Consider the following 15,638-nt stretch of genomic DNA (forward strand, 5'->3'; position numbering starts at 1 on the left):
CGCTGGTTGCGTTTGGCATAGTCACCGCGACTTTTTCAACAGCATCCACTGATACCTGCCCTTGCGATCTCGACGGCTCGACCGACAGCAAAGGGTCGTTCAAACCGCGTCCCGTCCACTCTGCGCCCAGTGGCTGAGAGCCGCGTTTCGATAGGGTTGCATAGACGGGCAGACCGCCCGGTTGCGCAGTAACAGCATCCTGTAGTCTGAGATCGACCCGTTTCAACCAAATAGAAATCGTGCCCCAATTGCGCTGCGCGATAACCGTGCGCTCACAAACGGCTCAGCAGCTCCGCCTTCTTGGCGGCGAACTCCTCGTCGCTGAGAATCCCCTTCGCGTGCAGTTGGGCGAGCTTCTCGATGGTGGCGAATACGTCTGCATCGCTGGCGCCCGACTGGGTGCTGACGGGCTCCTCCTGCACCGGCGGCGATGCCGGCTGCGGAACCCCACTGACCGAGACAACCGGCAGGCTGGCGACAGCAACCAAGCCGTGCTGGCTCGCAAATGTGAGGGACGCGCCGCGGGACTGCTGCTGTGAGAAGCCGCTAATCTGGTGAGCGCGCGTATCGTAGACCGTCACCTTGCCGTTCACTTCGATCGCCAGGCGCCGGGGGTGAGCGAAGAACGCATAGCGGATGTCGTTCTGCGCGCCGGTGCTGTTGGGCGCCCCCAACTCAGCGGGCCACCAGTCGCCAGAGGTGCCGGGGGCGGCCGGAACAAACAGACTCACCGGGCCGACCGGGCCGGCTGCAGTCTGCTGCTGAGTGACTTGGCTCTGCGACTGGAAGCTGCCGATGCGAATAAGATCGGGCTGGTTTGCGATCAGGCGGGAAAGCTCGAAACAGAGCCCATCGACCCGGCCCTTCAGGTAGTGGTTGAACATGTCGGAGACCATGGTCATTCCCCCCTGCATCCACTGGCCAGAGCCACCAAATTCGGGGTGATTGAACTGGGCCATGCTGCCGTTACCGCGAATCACAGACTCCAGCATGCTCATCACGGCATCCGTGCTGAACCCATGTCGCTGGGCTACTTCTTCGATCAATTGCTGGCCGGCGGGGGTGAGTTTTTGCATGGCGATGCTCTCATGGTTTTTCGACATGTCACTGCCCGAATGTTGGCGATTAAGAGCCTGTCAGCCGACCTGTGACGATCAGCCGGGATCCAGCGCACGAAACGAGCATACTCTGCGTCGGCTGGCAGGGGGGCGGTCATCCGACTCAAACCCTGCGATGCTGTTTGAAAAAGTCGCTGTACGGCGTATGCAATCCGCTGGCGAAAAAATCGACCTCTCAGATCGGCCTACAAACCGCTCGCGAACATCGGCTAAGGGTACGAGGACCCCTGAAAACCCTGCGCAAGCGACGGTCCGCGACTTTTTCAACAGCATCAGTTGCTGAGCGGACAGTCGTTCGATGAGGCGACAGGTGGCTTCGGGTCCCTGTGTGCCATCGCATAGATAACGCGCGCGGCGATCCGTAGAATTGAAGTCGGCGAGGCGGCCTATCCTGAGGACGGCGACGGATTCAACAGGCCTTGTCAGGCGGTCTCGGAGTACATTGTGGTGCCGGCCAATGAGGCCGATCCCATCCCGGATGCGTTGCCTTTTGAAACCCTCTCTCCGGCCGATCAAGCTGCCCGCCGCCTCCGGTCCGGCAGCATACGTAAGGTAGTGGCGGGCGAATCTGGTAGCGGCCCTGTACCATCATCCTCTCCTGGACACGGCACTGGCATGGGAACGTCCACTAGCGAGAACGCATCAGTCTGATACGCCGTACCTGAATTGGCTCGCACCATCTCTCCTTTTTTGCACTCTCGCCGCCATACCTCGTTGACTATCAAACTGCACATGCGGATGGCGGCGCCAAGAGCGTCGGCAGGTGCCAACCGCTACAGAAGCGGCACGTGCAGATAACCGCTGCCCTACCCGCTGAGCTAACGACCCGAGCTACTCCCATTCATTCACCTCGCAAGCGCGGCGTCGCCGCCCAACGCTAGCCAATATCGATCGTGCGGCTCGGGGCGGCTCCTGTTTTGGCACGGTCAACGTAAGCACGCCTTTGTCAAATTTTGCGAGAGCGTGGTCCGGATCGGCGTCTTCCGGCATCGGGATCGTGCGCGTGAAGGCCTCGTATGCGCGCTCAAGCCGATAGCAGCCGTCTTCCTCGCTGTGCACATCCCGTTTTTTCTCGCCGCGCAACACCAGCGCCCCATCCTCCACGCTGACGTTCAGATCCTCCCTCTCCATGCCTGGCAACTCGACAGTCACGCGCAGTATCTTTCCCTAGTCGACCACGTCGATGCGCGGCAGAAAATGCGATGAGCTGAAGTCACCAAACCATCGTTCGAGCGCCCCGCGGGCTGCAAATGGATCGTGGAAACCGCGGAGAAACTTGAAAGGGTTCCATTTTTTCGGGTCGGTATTCATCTTATGATTGATGGTCCGGCAGGAGACCCGGATGTCTGTCATTGGCCCCCGCTGCAACGTTTCTGCTGACTTCCGTGGACTGCGCCCCCAATTGACCGCCGTCGCCTGGCGCCTTCGCTCGCGACTACATCGTTTCCAGTCAGCCCGACGGCGTGCCGCGGGGCGTCGCGCTCCGCCTCACGCCTGATCCTGACCAGCGCGATATTTCCATCAGGGACGGCCAGGCCGCTGGCGAACCGGCACGGCCTAGGTGCTGATCGTGTATCCACGCCACCATTCCTCCATGTCCTGCATCCGCGCCCCCGCGAACCGGGCGGTGGCGACCTCTCGGCCGCCGCCGGCTTTTCTCCTGTCGTCGTTGCTGGTCTTCCGGGCTCAGTTCGTGTGCACCTCGATCCGTCGCGGCCGCGCTTCGGCGCGACGCGGAATCGCCAGCTTCAGCACGCCGTCCTGCAGGTTTGCATCGATCTTCGATGTGTCAAAGTCCGGGCTCAGCGAGAACGCGCGCGCGAAACGGGGCTCACGGATCTCGGCGTGCTGCAGCCGCAGACCAGCGGGTGTCGGCACGACCGCTTCGGCCTCGATATAGAGATTGCCATCGTGCACCTTCACGTCGAGATTGTCCTTAGTGACGCCTGGCAGGTCCGCCCACAGCGTGATGCCCTGGCTGTCCTCGAATACGTCAATGGCTGGTGTAAGCGTCATCCGCCGTGCCGGCTGGTGGCCCGCGCGTGGTGCTACCGCTTCGTGCTCGCGTTCAGCAACCTGTGTCCTGTCGTTCATGGCTTGCTCCTTGAATAACTGGCGTTACTGGACGGTGATGGCCCACGGCTTCGACGCTTCGCGCTTGCCGACGGTGATCGACAGGCAGCCGTTGGTGTACCGGGCCTGCACCTTGTCGGGGTCCGCATTCTGCGGCAGTTCGATCACACGCCGGAATGTGCCGGTGAAGCGTTCCTGCGAATAGATACGGGTGTCGTCGCGGGATTTGTCACCGCTCCCGGGCTGAGCGGGCTTGCGCTCACCGCTGATTGTCAGTACGCCCCTGTCGATCGAAACGTCAAGTTCAGCGGTGTTGACGCCCGGCGCGAACGCGACGATCTCGATTGAGTCGTCAGTCGCACCGATGTTGACCTGCGGGAATGCGCCGGAGCGGCCGGAGCGGATGCTGGACGGGAAGCCGCCGAACAGGCTCGCCATCTCGCGCTGCAGGCGGTCGAGTTCGCTGAACAGGTCGGTTCCAGAATAGAGATCACTCATGGTCGTATCCTCCGTAAATGCAGCATGGAGGCGAACGGGCCTACGCGCTCCAGTCCGCCTGCCACGCTGCTGGCAAACAAATCGAAACACGCAGCGCGCCTGATACCACCAGCGCGTCTGCCTGAGCGAAAACCAAGATAGACGTTACAGCGAAAATTTCAAGGGGAAATGGTGAAATTCCGGTCTTGAAAACCGCCTGCCAGCCTATATAACCGCGATGCGTTCCAACGACCAGGCGGAGGACACCATGGAATTCAATACGGACTGGCTCACATTGGGCAGACACCGCGTCCGGCTGCGCTCCAGCAGAGGCTTCCCGACTGAAACGATGCGTAGCGTGGCGGAGGTCGTGAGGCTGGCAATCGACAACAACATGAGTGCGCGCGCGCGGCTGGTCGAAATCGTCTTCCAGCAGGAACCGACCTACGATATCGCCGTTGGCACGACCTTGGTGGAAGACAGCGTTTGTGCGCCGCAACTGGAAGCGGCGATCGCGCTGGTGCTCGGCCTGCTGCCGGAGCAGGTGAACATCATCGTGACGACGGTAAGGCAGGAGGAAGTTGACCTGCACTTCGGCGTGTATGAGCGCATGCTGGCCGAGAAACTGGGCGTTGTACCGCCAATCCAGTGACCGTCAGGCGATGGTGCTGAGCGGCAGGGGCGGTCTCCGCGAAGCAGATCGATTGCCGGCTAATTCTCGGCCTGGGACTTAACACCGATACAATTTCGCGATTCCGACCTGGAGTTCGACACCATGAGACCTGACAACGCATCGGACCTCGCGAAATTGAGCGACGCCCAGCGCCTTGAGCTTCTTGTTACAAGTGTCAGGGACTACGCGATCTACATGCTCGATCCGCGCGGGACCATCGTAAGCTGGAACACGGGCGCCGAGCGTTTCAAGGGCTATCTGGCCAAGGAGGTAATCGGCCAGCATTTTTCGCTGTTTTACACCGATGCGGACCGGCAGGCGGGGCTTCCAGACCGCGTCTTGCGCATGGCCGCCGAGGCGGGCAAATTCGAGGCGGAAGGTTGGCGCGTCAGAAAGGACGGCACGCGTTTCTGGGCTCACGTCGTCATTGACCCGATAACTAATGACGCCGGCCAACTGATCGGCTACGCGAAGGTCACGCGGGACATCACCGAGCGGAAAGCTGCGCAGGAGGCATTGCGCAAAAGCGAAGAGCAATTCCGGCTGCTGGTCCAGGGCGTCACTGACTACGCCATCTACATGCTTTCCCCGGAAGGCGAGGTGTCCAGTTGGAATGCGGGTGCCACCCGGATCAAAGGATACGAACGCGCGGAAATCGTTGGCAGACATTTCTCATGTTTCTACACCGGCGAGGATCAGGTCGCCGGGGTGCCAGCAACGATGCTGGCGATTGCCTCGAAAGAAGGCCGTGTCGAGCGCGAAGGTTGGAGGGTGCGCAAGGACGGCACGCGTTTCTGGGCTCACGTGGTCGTCGATGCCATACGCAATGAGGACGGCGCGCTCGTCGGGTTCGCGAAAATAACCCGCGATATCACCGAGCGAAAGGAGGCGGCTACTGCGATCGAACGCGCGAATCTCGCTCTTTTCCAGTCGCAAAAGATGGAGGCAATCGGTCAGTTGACGGGTGGCGTTGCGCATGACTTCAATAACCTGCTCGCGGTCCTTTCCAACGGACTGCAGGTACTGTCGACGCAATCGCGAACCCACCTCGATGCGAAGATGATCCAGAGCATGCAGCGCGCGATAGAACGGGGCGCGTCGCTTACGCAGCAGCTACTTTCGTTCGCCCGTCAGCAACCGCTGAAACCGGAACGGCACGACCTGAACGCGCTAATCCGTGATTTTGAACCCATGCTGCGACGCGCGGGCAGTTCCTCCGTCAGGATTGAGCTGGCGATGAGCCGGGCCGAGACTACGGCGCTAGTGGACGCTCCTCGATTTGAGGCGGCTTTGCTCAATCTGGTAGTCAATGCCTGCGACGCCATGCCAGACGGGGGATCGGTCATCGTCAGCACAGAATGTGTCGAGGTGGCATCCGGGACCATCGGTAATCTGCCCGGCGGGTCATACGTGCGGGTTTGCGTGACTGATTCGGGAACAGGGATGTCACCCGAAGTCGCGTCGCGTGCGTTTGAGCCGTTTTACACAACGAAGGAGACGGGCAAAGGTACCGGCCTCGGCCTGAGCCAGGTCTACGGCTTTATCACGCAGTCGGGCGGCGACGTCAGGATTACCAGCACAGAAGGCGTAGGGACCGCCATCGACCTTTACCTTCCGATCGCCGGCGCAAGTGCCCCAGGTTCCCGCGACGGCCTGACGCCCTTCGCGGCCGAGACTGTACTTCTCGTCGAGGACGATCCGGATCTGCTCTCGGGAGCCACCGAACTGTTTCGTAGCATCGGCTATGAAGTGGTGGCCGCAACGGATGCAGCACAGGCTGCGGGAATCCTGGAGAGCCGAACGGACATTGATATCCTGTTTAGCGACATCGTGATGCCGCATGGCGTGAGCGGCGTCGAACTTGCCAGGCGTGTGCGGGCGCGCTACCCCGGTGTAAGGATCGTACTGACGTCGGCCTACCCGATGGCCGCATTGCGGCGCGATAACGGCGACATAGACGAGTTCGTTTTTGTTCACAAGCCGTACCGTCTGTCCGACGTTGCCAGAGCGATGCGCGCGTAAAGACCCAATCCTGCCTCGTCTCGCAGTTCGATCTACGCGTTCGCGCGAAACGGCATGCGTCGGGCGCGCGGTGCCGTGCGACCCGGACGGTCCGGCAGCATCGACACCATCGCTTTCCGCGAACGGCCGCATTCACATTACCCGCGAGGTACAGCCTGCAATTGCTCCTCCGGCGCGATCCGACCGCCCTGCTCTCGCTCCGTTGCAACCACGACAGGTGTAGGGCCCCGGGCACACTCGTTGCGAGAATTAGTGGACCACATGTTTCAGGAGAACACCATATCTACACTCGGCGCGCAGGGCAACAATCGCCGTCCTTCGCCCCGCCAACTATCATCAGAAACTTTGCACTATGAGCGGTTCAATTCAGACACTACGGCTTGGTGATTGCGGCGGAAGCTTTTAGCGCCGACCGTTGGTATTCCGATCCCTTCGCGATGATCGGCAAGACCAATTACCTGGCGGTACGCAGTCGCTCCCGGTATTCAGTCTCTCTTCCAATGGCAGTGACAAGAAAGGATGCGCCATGACCCTGCCCCAGATCAGCGGAACAAAATTTTCCCCAGACGCGACGCGCTTCGGTCGATTGTTTTTCCTCGAACCGAGCGGCGGACGCATGATAGCGGTCCCGGCTTTAATGGCGGCGACGGTGGTGATGGAAGTGTATTGGCCCTCCCCAAAAATTGGGAAACTAATTCCAATCTAAATTTCGTTTCCAGGGGTGGCGAACCTGTACTAGGTGGTCGAGGCGGCAAGGGTGGGCGAGGGCGGCGTTGGCGTAAAGTCCTCCCGCTGTATCGGGCTGGGCCGGGCCCAGCCGCTGTTGCGCGCGGCTCTGAAGGCTTGTTAATGGGCGACTTTCAGAACGCGGGGCTTCACTTCCCAACGTCGGTCAACGCCTCCGTTATCAGCTCAGCGGTCGACAGTCGGCGGCTAACTTCGCGCAAGGCGGTGCCGAAGCCCTCGGGTGCTCGCGAATCCAGACGCGCACTGGTGATCACACGGGGAGCGGCGCTCCAGGCAACCGTCGCACCGGCGGCAATCAAGGCCTCCACTAGCGCGACGTCCTCGTTCGAAGCGAGGGGCTGGAAGCCCCTCACGAGCGAGTACGCTTTTGCCGAGACACCCAGGTTTGCACCGTGGATATGACGGTGTCCGTCAACATCACGATACGTCGCCACGAAGTTCTCGCGGACGGCGTTGCTATGACCGCTCCAGTCGTCCACACTGATCACGCCACAGACTGCGTCTGCGCGGCACCGTAGCTGCTGAACCAGCCAGTCAGGTGCGACCGTCGTGTCAGCGTCCGTGAATGCCAGCCAACGTGCCCCCTGAGCCAACGCGGCCCCGGCGCCCGTCGCGCGCGCAACACCGACGTTTCGGGTCCCGACGAGCAGAACGTTGGCATCGAGTGCTGTAGCGACATCGCCAGTTCCGTCTGTACAGCTATCGAGCACCACAAAGATTTTGACCTCTTCGCCTGCGAGGCCCGGATGCTCCGCGGCCCGGATGACCGACCGCACACAGGAGCCTATGTAAGCGGCCTCATTATGGGCCGGGATAACGACGCCGAGCACGGTCTTCTCCTGTTCTTATTCGATCAGATCAATCTATTTCTGACGCATGTCCAGGCGCGGACACGGGTTGACGTTATGTGCGCGTCGACGATGTTGAGCCCGCAGTCCGCAGCCCACGCGTCGGCCTACTCCACCTGGCCCGAACCGAGATCAGCGCCCGTCGTGGGATCGGACGACGTGTCCGATGCAGTGCGCGCAGCCATCGCCTGCAGCACCTTCACATCCCGTTGCGACACGTTGACGGTGGCGAGGCCGTCGCCGCCATCTACGGCTGGTTGTGGAGACTCCACGAACTCCCATTCCGGTCCCTCGTTCCAAGGACCACGCGGCGCATCGTCGCCCTGTGACATGTTGTAATACACGCTCGTGTATTCCGGCACGCCCGGAAGTTTGCCTTGTGGGAAGTTCGGCTGGATCGAATGCAACGCTTTCTCGAACGACTTCTGATGGGCGATTTCGCGTGTCATCAGAAAGCCGAGCGTCTCCTTGATACCCGGATCGTCAGTGACGTTGATCAACCGCTCATAGACAATCTTGGCGCGCGCCTCAGCGGCAATATTCGACCGCAGGTCCGCAGTAGGGTCGCCAATCGTGTCAACGTAGGCGGCACACCAGGGCACGCCAGCTGAATTGGTCAATGCCGGGCCGCCGCCGTAGAGCAACGCGGTCGTATGGGAGTCGTTGCCTCCGCCTGTCATTGACCGATAGAGTTCTGCTTCTGCTTCCACGGCCTCTGCCAGTTGACCCTTGGCACTCTTGTTAAGCATTGCGACAATCGAACCGACAATTTCGAGGTGACTCAGCTCCTCCGTCGCGATATCAAAAAGCAGATCCTTGCGCCCCGGATCATCTTCGCCCACGGCCTGCGTGAAGTAGCGACAGGCGGCGCCTAATTCGCCCTGGGGGCCGCCAAACTGTTCGAGCAACAGATTGGCAAGACCGGGATTGGGTGCGGCGACCCTGACGGTGTACTGCAAACGCTTGTTGTGAATAAACATGGTGCCTCTCCGGTGCATGGCGCGATGCGACCTCCTACGTTCGGGCCGAGGCACCGTTTGCGTAGACAGGGTCGTTTGCGACCGTGGGTCAAACCGGACAGCGACGCAATCACGGGATCGCGTCCAACCCATACCTGGGCGCCCGGCTCTCAGAGCAGAAGCTCTGGCATGTGCACGGCGATATTGCCGCGCATGGCAGACAGTGCCAGCCGAAGTCCCGCATGACTTGTGCCTGTTCACCGAAGGAGGCAAGGTGTGAAACGGGAGTCGACTGCGTGCGCCCTGCACGTCCTATAAGCGGCTCAATGGATTGTCGGGTTGGGCCCAGGTTTTGCGCAACGTTTGGCACAGCACCACCCGGCCGAGTCCGCGCTTTGCACAGAAGCGTGGTTCTCGACTTTACGGCGCCGCATTTTTCCCGTGCGGCTGATCGCACCCAATTGAGGAGCACACAATGGAATCGACGAAAGGAGAAGGAACACTACGAGAAATCGCCGGCGACGTGCAGCAAGCCGCAGGGGATCTGCTCGGCAATGCCGGTGCGCAAGTTAGCGGAACGGCAAAGGAACTGAGTGGCAAAGCGCAGCAGCTCTATGCCGATTTTGCGGAGGTGGTACGCGAGTCCACCGTGGAGCGGCCGTTCGCGGCGCTGGCGATTGCCGCCGGCGTGGGTTTCATCCTCGGCACGTTACGCGCGGCAAATCGCTCCAGGGCCGATAACGACCGCGGCGATCGAAGAGATCGCGAATAAGGCGATTCGCGTCTTGCCTTCCACGAGAGCGAAGAGGTGCAGTCGACAAGCACGCGGACGATCGCCACGGCGTTTCCGCGGCACGCCAGCCCTGAGGAGTTCCGCAATGTCAATGCGTTTAAAAGCCACGAAGTGGCGAAACGTGGGCAGATTCTGCATCGCGCGGGCCACCGATTATGGTGAGCTCCTCGGTGTCGAACTCGAGGAAACCAGGAAATGTCTGGTCCGTGAGTTAAGTGCACTAGTTGCCCTGGCCGTCGCTGGCCTTTTCACGCTCTCGTTTGTGTGCATCGCGATTATCGCAACGGCTTGGGGGACGCCTTATTTTCTTCCCGTGGTTTGGGGTGTCGCCGGGATGTGGCTTGTTGTGTCTGTTGTCTGCGTGCTAATCGTTCGCTCCCAGAAACCAGCGCGATCGTTTCATATTCTGCAGGGGGAGATCCGGAGCGATCTCGACACCTTAAAGGAGGCGCTTAAATGAACCGCGCACCTGGCGACGATGAAACCGAGACCGCCATCCTGCTGCGGATGGCGGCATCACGCGCAGCGCTGCTCGCAGCGAACAGCACTCCACCATCGGTCCCGGCTGTACATGGACAGATGCGGTCTCCCGCAGCCGGCCTCATCGCTTCGCTGGCAGACGCACCGCGCGTTACGCTGCTGCTGGCGCTTTGCGTTAGCGCGATCGTCCTCGGACCTAGCCGGACAATAGGAATCGCCAGCCGTTCGGGGATCGCCGCGTGGCTAGGCGGCACCGTGCGGAAAGCAATCCACAAGGCTGTATGAGCAGTTGCGGCGTAGCCATAGTGGGACCGCCCTGTCCGCCCGTTCCCCCTGCCCCTTGCGCGAACGCGGAGCCGGCGAATGCGAACAGGACTGCAGAATAAACTGCCAACAACGTCGGCGCTGGACTTTTCCTCATGGCAATCGCCACACAGGCGAGCTAGACCGCACGGCGGGCCGCCTTTACATAGCTCGACATGAAGGTCCGCGTTCTACCGTCGGGAAACACGATTGCGACCTGCTCGCCGTTCGCCAAAGCCACCTCTCCTGCCCCAAACCTCGGGACGCGTACCGCGTCGCCCGGTGACCATGGATGCGGCATCGACGATGGGTTCGATGCGTCCGCGTCGCGCAAGGTGTCGTCCGCGTCGGTCGACTGCTCCGCCGGCACAATGCGCGGTGGACTCACGCAGTTGTCGCATACGCCGCAGCGCTGCATCGACGGCGTATCGCCGTAGTACGCGAGTATCGCGCGCCAACGGCATTGGCCGGTCTGCGCGTAGTCGATCATCTGTTGCAGCGTTTCCTTGTCGTGGACGCTCATTGCTTCGAATTGAGCGGCGGCTTTCGCCACTGCATCATGCACGCCATCCTGCGCGCCGTTACGTGCCCGCACTCGATAACGCCGGTGACGGTCGCGGCCCGCGATACGGGCATCGACCAACATGCCGAGCGCAACCTCCAACTTGCCGCCGCCCACCTCGGGCAATGCGTCCTTCAGCTCCGCGAGCGTGACACCTTCCGGCGCTCCTTTACAGCGTGCCGCGAGCGCATCGTACAAACGCCGCGCCAGTTCGACGCTCGGGTACCTGCCGGCGAGAAAGAACTGCTGGATGCGCCGGTCGTTCAGATCGAATAGCGGCACGCAATCGGCAGGTTGCCCGTCGCGGCCCGCGCGGCCAGTTTCCTGGTAGTAGGCGTCAAGGCTGCCCGGCATCTGGTAATGGACGACGAAGCGGATATCGGATTTGTCGATACCCATGCCGAAAGCGTTGGTGGCCACCATCAACCTAGTCGCTCCCGACATGAATGCTTCCTGAGCGGCTTCGCGCGCGCCCGGCGCCAGCTTGCCGTGATAACGCGACACGGACTCGCCCGCTTCTGCGAGCCAGGCGTAAATCTCGTCTGCATCGCGTACCGTCGCTGTGTAGATGATGCCCGTCCCCGTGATCGACGCGATCACTTCGCGCAACTGTTCGCGCTTGGCCTGCGCGGCCCGCTCGGCGTCATTTTTGCCACCCCCAACGCTCACCTGCACGACGCGATAACGTAAGTTTTCCCGCAACGTCCCGGTACGGACCACGCGCGGATCGCGCAGCCCCAATGACCGCGTGATGTCGTCCAGCACAGGTGGAGTCGCGGTAGCGGTGAGCGCGAGCACCGGCGGTTGGCCGAGCGCCTTGACGGCGCTGGCAATCTCGAGAAACGCCGGCCGGAAGTCATGGCCCCATTGCGACACGCAATGCGCTTCGTCGACCACCACCAGACCCACGCTATGTCCGGCACCCGCGCGCAACACCTTCATGAATGCGGGCTGCGCCAGCCGCTCCGGCGTGACGAAGACGATGCCGCTCTCACCATCCAGAATGCGTTGCAACGCCTCCCGTTCGTCGCGGCTGCGCAACGTGCTGTTCACTACCGTGCAGTCGACGCCCGCCGCCAGCAGCTTGTCGGCCTGATCCTTCATCAAGGCGATGAGCGGCGATACGACGAGCGTCGTGCCGTCGAGATGTAACGCCGGCAACTGGTAACAGAGCGATTTGCCGGCGCCGGTCGGCATCGTTGCAAGCGTGTCGCGCCTTTCAAGCACGCTGCGAATGATGTCTTCCTGGCCGGCGCGTAATCGGGCAATGCCGAACATCTCACGCATCGTCTTGCGCATGCTGCGAAGCCGCTGCTCTAGCGTCATATGTTCTTAATTCCGGTCGGACCACAGTGAAAGCTGCGGCTTCCCCGCTTCATCGAGCAAACCCTATGCCTACCAGCGGACGGCCAGGACGCGGAGTTGGAAAACGGAACCGGAGCGGCACAAAAAATGCGTCCCACGCAAACGATTTATCCCGAACGGCATCGCAGCGATGCCGAACGCTTCGGCATATGGACGATGCCGGTATCGACAAGGTCATGGAGGCTGTCAATGAACCACACGATAGATCCAGCGGACTATCCGCCGGCCGCGAAAGATCCTGCGCTGTTAATCCGGCAACACGAGGCCGCGGTCTCATGGGGAGCCGTGTCCGCCGGCGGCATCGGCACGGCCGCGTTCGCACTCATCCTGCTGACCTTGGGCACCGGCCTCGGCTTGACCTCGATCTCGCCATGGTCATCGGGGCCGTCGAATGCAAAAGCATTCGGCTTTGCCGCCGTGGTGTGGGTATGTGTCACCTCGATACTCACATCAGGATTAGGCGGCTATCTGACGGGACGACTACGCAGCCGCTGGCTGGCAGTCGATACCGACGAAATCCACTTCCGCGACACGGCTCATGGTTTCCTCAGTTGGGCCGTGGCGACGCTCTTCACGGCTGCCATACTGACATCGGCCGCGTCGGGCGTTGTGCGCGCCGGCGCGCAGACCGCCGCGACAACTGCCGCGGCAGGCGGCTCCGTGACGATGGAGACGATGCAACGCGGCAATGCACAGGCCGCTACGAACACGTGGCCGCTCGGTTATTTCGTCGATTCGTTGTTCCGGATGCCCGCCGGTTCGTCACTCGCCGCACCCGCCACCCCAGAAAACCGCAACGAGACGACGGCCCGCGCGGAAACGGCGCGGATATTCCTTAACAGCGCAGCGACCGGCGATCAATTGTCGCCGGAAGATACTGCCTATTTAAGCCAGCTTGTCGCGCAGCATACTGGCCTTACGCCGGAAGCAGCACGAACTCGTGCGGTGACCACCTACACGCGCCTGCTGCAGAAAATCGCTGCCCTCGATGCTGCCGCTAAAGATGCCGCCGACAAGGCGCGCAAAGTCGCAATCGGCGCATCGTTATGGTTATTCCTCTCGCTTCTGATGGGCGCATTCTCTGCGAGTCTGATGGCAACTCATGGCGGCCGCGTACGCCAACTCTGATTGAAACTTCAATTCATTACCGAAGGAGGTGTTTATGCGCTCAATTCTTCTTTATATGCTCGGAGTACCCATTCCCATCATTATTCTGATCGCGCTGTTCTGGCATTAGGCGCCGTCTTGCCGTCGACCGTCGGGGCATACTGCCGGTCGACGGCGCTGATTGTCGAAAAGGTCGTAACGGGCCCCGCAATTGAGAACGTCGCGTCCGTTTTGACTCTACGCTAATGTCGATCAACCGTGTCCGGGCCCGGATCGGGCGGCCCAAGCTCCGCGGTGGATGCTACGATCTGAAAACCATCGACTGCGTTCTGGCCGAGCAGCTTGAGGATCATGCCTTCGAGCTGGCTTAGTTCAGCAGGCTTGCGGCACACGGCGTCAAAACCAACCTCCTTCATTTCACGGATGTAGTCGGCGGTATCGAACGCGGTGAATGCCAGAAGGGGAATCATTTCAGTCGCCTCGATTCTCCGCAGCGCCGCTGCAACACCGATGCCGGATAGGCCGGGCATGGCGACATCCAGAACAATGCAATCAGGTATCCACGCCCTCGCTTCCCGCAGGGCGTCCGACCCATGGTAGACGGTGCGCACGCTCATGCCGCCTGCTTGCAGGTATGCGCTCAGAGCGTCTGCCGACGGTCGCGAATCGTCGACGACAAGCACGCGGACAGGCGCTCCGTTTTGATAGCGCCCGCACTGACTTCCGGTCGAATCATCCGGGTGTTCCTGGCTTTCGAAATTCGGGGTCATGGGTTTTCTCTCGCTGGTGTAGCGTTGACATCGAACTGCTGCCAACGGTGACCGCAACGACCGTTCCCACACCCCGATCCGCCCGCAACTCGACCTAAGTGAATAACCAGTTTGCGGAGCGACCTGACTGCTCCGCAGGCCGTGCTGGAGCGCATGGCAGCTGCCGGTTCTTCATTGGACAGCGTGGGACTTGAGAACTGGCGCCTTAGCACGCCCCAAGCCTCACGCGTCCAACGCCGACGGAATCGTGCGCGGCACGTCCGTCGGCGGCCGCGTCGATGCAATCCTAGTGCAAGTCGCCCCGGACATCGTCCGAACAAATCACTTTGCCGGAACGGTCCACGATCGCCACCTCCTCAGCGGCGGCGACGGCTGGTTCCGTCATAACAAGCAGACCCGATCTGGCGATCCGCTCCTGAGCGACGAATCCACCGGACGACGCGACGTCGAATATCTCCGCGAACGTCTGAAGCGAACTTCCGAAGTGCTCCTGCATTGCCGAGAAGAGCCCATTTCGCGTTTGAACAGCGATGTCTTCCACATGCCGCCAGTATACAAATGTCTTCGTGAGCGCGGCTGGGAACTGCTGTGACTGAAGATCGATTACTTCGCTGACGGATTGGGCAGAAAGCGCCGCGTCGCCCAACGCCTGCTGCTCGGACAGTGAGGTTTTAACCGTCTGGACGTTCAATTCGACAACCCTCTCAATTCCGGCAAAGACCTCATTAGTGCAGGCGAAAGCCGCTTCGACTGCCGTTTCATATCGACGCGGGGAGAACGGGGTCATGGTTTCGGGGTACATAAAGGCTCCGTTGTGGTGAGGCGCACACAGCGTTGGGTACCGCATGCTGGAGACGACCTGCTCGCGCCACTCGCACTGCGCTAAGACCGAACAGGTCTCTCCGTCGCCGGCATTGAGCTGCCGCCGACCTTGATTGCTACTGCTAGCGCTTTCACTTCGATACTGCTGCATCCTGACCGGCGCCCAGGCAGGCACCGGCGTCCGGGTCGCTCTTAGTTGCGCAAGAGTGACTGCTCTGGTGTGATGTGCGCTGGAACGCAAGAGATAACCCTGCGCCTCCGACTTCCGCATGCGTCGTGCCCGAAGGGTCAACTGTCTGCGCGGATCCTGGGGGATTCCTGCCGCAATGCGAATGAGGGTGCTCTCATCGCTCATCGCAGCAGACGCCGTTATGCACATTCGGTTGGCCCTGGCAGCCATCGCCGCGGCATAACCCTTGCGCGTGCCAGAACGTCCCAAGGCTCGGGGCCTGAATGGGCTTTGCGTGCCGCTCGCTCACGCGAGCCGTCTTTTTTTGCCTCGATGTGGCACCGACGGGA

At 61.2% G+C, this 15,638-nt stretch carries 15 protein-coding genes and 1 pseudogene; 7 read left to right on the forward strand and 9 right to left on the reverse strand.

The annotated features are described in order from the left end of the window. Positions 1 to 272 precede the first annotated feature (272 nt). From PQR27_RS36100 to PQR27_RS36115, 4 genes and pseudogenes are all read right to left on the reverse strand, one after another. Entirely contained in the window at positions 273 to 1,076 is an 804-nt protein-coding gene (locus PQR27_RS36100; protein WP_408528468.1) for an SHOCT domain-containing protein, read from the reverse strand. Between the two features lie 873 nt (positions 1,077 to 1,949). Next, positions 1,950 to 2,429: pseudogene (locus tag PQR27_RS36105) on the reverse strand (Hsp20/alpha crystallin family protein). Positions 2,430 to 2,804: 375 nt separating this feature from the next. After that, the gene (locus PQR27_RS36110; RefSeq protein WP_408528469.1) at positions 2,805 to 3,212 is read right to left on the reverse strand and encodes an Hsp20/alpha crystallin family protein; all 408 of its coding nucleotides are present in this window, start codon (positions 3,210 to 3,212) and stop codon (positions 2,805 to 2,807) included. Between the two features lie 24 nt (positions 3,213 to 3,236). Further along, on the reverse strand, positions 3,237 to 3,689 hold the full coding sequence (locus PQR27_RS36115) for an Hsp20/alpha crystallin family protein (protein WP_408528470.1): 453 nt from the start codon (positions 3,687 to 3,689) through the stop codon (positions 3,237 to 3,239). 247 nt (positions 3,690 to 3,936) lie between these two features. Here PQR27_RS36115 and PQR27_RS36120 point away from each other — a divergent pair, with 247 nt between their 5' ends. From PQR27_RS36120 to PQR27_RS36130, 3 genes are all read left to right on the forward strand, one after another. Continuing rightward, positions 3,937 to 4,320: a hypothetical protein gene (locus PQR27_RS36120; RefSeq protein WP_408528471.1), complete on the forward strand. Its 384-nt coding sequence runs from the start codon at positions 3,937 to 3,939 to the stop codon at positions 4,318 to 4,320. Between the two features lie 123 nt (positions 4,321 to 4,443). Further along, complete coding sequence (locus PQR27_RS36125; protein ID WP_408528472.1) at positions 4,444 to 6,363, forward strand: hybrid sensor histidine kinase/response regulator; 1,920 nt, start codon at positions 4,444 to 4,446, stop codon at positions 6,361 to 6,363. A gap of 526 nt (positions 6,364 to 6,889) precedes the next feature. After that, positions 6,890 to 7,069 carry a hypothetical protein gene (locus PQR27_RS36130; RefSeq protein WP_408528473.1) on the forward strand — a complete coding sequence of 60 codons (180 nt, stop codon included), beginning with the start codon at positions 6,890 to 6,892 and terminating at the stop codon, positions 7,067 to 7,069. A gap of 169 nt (positions 7,070 to 7,238) precedes the next feature. Here the strand turns inward: PQR27_RS36130 and PQR27_RS36135 are convergent, their stop codons facing one another. Together PQR27_RS36135 and PQR27_RS36140 are read right to left on the reverse strand one after the other, a co-directional pair. Continuing rightward, positions 7,239 to 7,940, reverse strand: coding sequence for a glycosyltransferase family 2 protein (locus tag PQR27_RS36135; RefSeq protein ID WP_408528474.1), 702 nt, complete (start codon positions 7,938 to 7,940; stop codon positions 7,239 to 7,241). 125 nt (positions 7,941 to 8,065) lie between these two features. Next, positions 8,066 to 8,938 carry a manganese catalase family protein gene (locus tag PQR27_RS36140; RefSeq protein ID WP_408528475.1) on the reverse strand — a complete coding sequence of 291 codons (873 nt, stop codon included), beginning with the start codon at positions 8,936 to 8,938 and terminating at the stop codon, positions 8,066 to 8,068. A gap of 454 nt (positions 8,939 to 9,392) precedes the next feature. On the opposite strand from PQR27_RS36140, the gene PQR27_RS36145 reads away from it, so the two are divergent. From PQR27_RS36145 to PQR27_RS36155, 3 genes are all read left to right on the forward strand, one after another. Beyond that, positions 9,393 to 9,689 (forward strand): CsbD family protein, encoded by a 297-nt coding sequence (locus tag PQR27_RS36145; RefSeq protein WP_408528476.1) that lies wholly within the window; start codon positions 9,393 to 9,395, stop codon positions 9,687 to 9,689. A gap of 106 nt (positions 9,690 to 9,795) precedes the next feature. Next, positions 9,796 to 10,170 (forward strand): phage holin family protein, encoded by a 375-nt coding sequence (locus tag PQR27_RS36150; protein ID WP_408528477.1) that lies wholly within the window; start codon positions 9,796 to 9,798, stop codon positions 10,168 to 10,170. Continuing rightward, entirely contained in the window at positions 10,167 to 10,475 is a 309-nt protein-coding gene (locus tag PQR27_RS36155) for a hypothetical protein (protein WP_408528478.1), read from the forward strand. Before PQR27_RS36150 ends, PQR27_RS36155 begins: the two co-directional genes overlap by 4 nt. Before the next feature lie 157 nt (positions 10,476 to 10,632). Here the strand turns inward: PQR27_RS36155 and PQR27_RS36160 are convergent, their stop codons facing one another. Beyond that, positions 10,633 to 12,381, reverse strand: a complete 1,749-nt coding sequence (locus PQR27_RS36160) for a RecQ family ATP-dependent DNA helicase (RefSeq protein WP_408528479.1) — start codon at positions 12,379 to 12,381, stop codon at positions 10,633 to 10,635. Positions 12,382 to 12,609: 228 nt separating this feature from the next. Between PQR27_RS36160 and PQR27_RS36165 the strand changes: the two genes are divergently transcribed. Beyond that, positions 12,610 to 13,548 (forward strand): hypothetical protein, encoded by a 939-nt coding sequence (locus PQR27_RS36165; RefSeq protein WP_408528480.1) that lies wholly within the window; start codon positions 12,610 to 12,612, stop codon positions 13,546 to 13,548. 221 nt (positions 13,549 to 13,769) lie between these two features. Here the strand turns inward: PQR27_RS36165 and PQR27_RS36170 are convergent, their stop codons facing one another. Beyond that, the gene (locus tag PQR27_RS36170; RefSeq protein ID WP_408528481.1) at positions 13,770 to 14,297 is read right to left on the reverse strand and encodes a response regulator; all 528 of its coding nucleotides are present in this window, start codon (positions 14,295 to 14,297) and stop codon (positions 13,770 to 13,772) included. A 286-nt stretch (positions 14,298 to 14,583) separates the two neighbouring features. Beyond that, positions 14,584 to 15,099, reverse strand: coding sequence for a phasin family protein (gene phaP / locus PQR27_RS36175; RefSeq protein ID WP_408528482.1), 516 nt, complete (start codon positions 15,097 to 15,099; stop codon positions 14,584 to 14,586). Positions 15,100 to 15,638 lie beyond the last annotated feature (539 nt).

Origin of the sequence: Paraburkholderia fungorum, assembly GCF_046027215.1 — a bacterium.
GTDB classification, from domain to species: Bacteria; Pseudomonadota; Gammaproteobacteria; order Burkholderiales; family Burkholderiaceae; genus Paraburkholderia; species Paraburkholderia fungorum_D.

Bases quoted from the DNA above. Each gene is read 5' to 3' on its own strand.
- PQR27_RS36100 (WP_408528468.1), bottom strand. From the start codon at position 1,076: ATGCAAAAACTCACCCCCGCCGGCCAGCAATTGATCGAAGAAGTAGCC.
- PQR27_RS36110 (WP_408528469.1), bottom strand. From the start codon at position 3,212: ATGAACGACAGGACACAGGTTGCTGAACGCGAGCACGAAGCGGTAGCA.
- PQR27_RS36115 (WP_408528470.1), bottom strand. From the start codon at position 3,689: ATGAGTGATCTCTATTCTGGAACCGACCTGTTCAGCGAACTCGACCGC.
- PQR27_RS36120 (WP_408528471.1), top strand. From the start codon at position 3,937: ATGGAATTCAATACGGACTGGCTCACATTGGGCAGACACCGCGTCCGG.
- PQR27_RS36125 (WP_408528472.1), top strand. From the start codon at position 4,444: ATGAGACCTGACAACGCATCGGACCTCGCGAAATTGAGCGACGCCCAG.
- PQR27_RS36130 (WP_408528473.1), top strand. From the start codon at position 6,890: ATGACCCTGCCCCAGATCAGCGGAACAAAATTTTCCCCAGACGCGACG.
- PQR27_RS36140 (WP_408528475.1), bottom strand. From the start codon at position 8,938: ATGTTTATTCACAACAAGCGTTTGCAGTACACCGTCAGGGTCGCCGCA.
- PQR27_RS36145 (WP_408528476.1), top strand. From the start codon at position 9,393: ATGGAATCGACGAAAGGAGAAGGAACACTACGAGAAATCGCCGGCGAC.
- PQR27_RS36150 (WP_408528477.1), top strand. From the start codon at position 9,796: ATGTCAATGCGTTTAAAAGCCACGAAGTGGCGAAACGTGGGCAGATTC.
- PQR27_RS36155 (WP_408528478.1), top strand. From the start codon at position 10,167: ATGAACCGCGCACCTGGCGACGATGAAACCGAGACCGCCATCCTGCTG.
- PQR27_RS36160 (WP_408528479.1), bottom strand. From the start codon at position 12,381: ATGACGCTAGAGCAGCGGCTTCGCAGCATGCGCAAGACGATGCGTGAG.
- PQR27_RS36165 (WP_408528480.1), top strand. From the start codon at position 12,610: ATGAACCACACGATAGATCCAGCGGACTATCCGCCGGCCGCGAAAGAT.
- PQR27_RS36170 (WP_408528481.1), bottom strand. From the start codon at position 14,297: ATGACCCCGAATTTCGAAAGCCAGGAACACCCGGATGATTCGACCGGA.
- phaP (WP_408528482.1), bottom strand. From the start codon at position 15,099: ATGTACCCCGAAACCATGACCCCGTTCTCCCCGCGTCGATATGAAACG.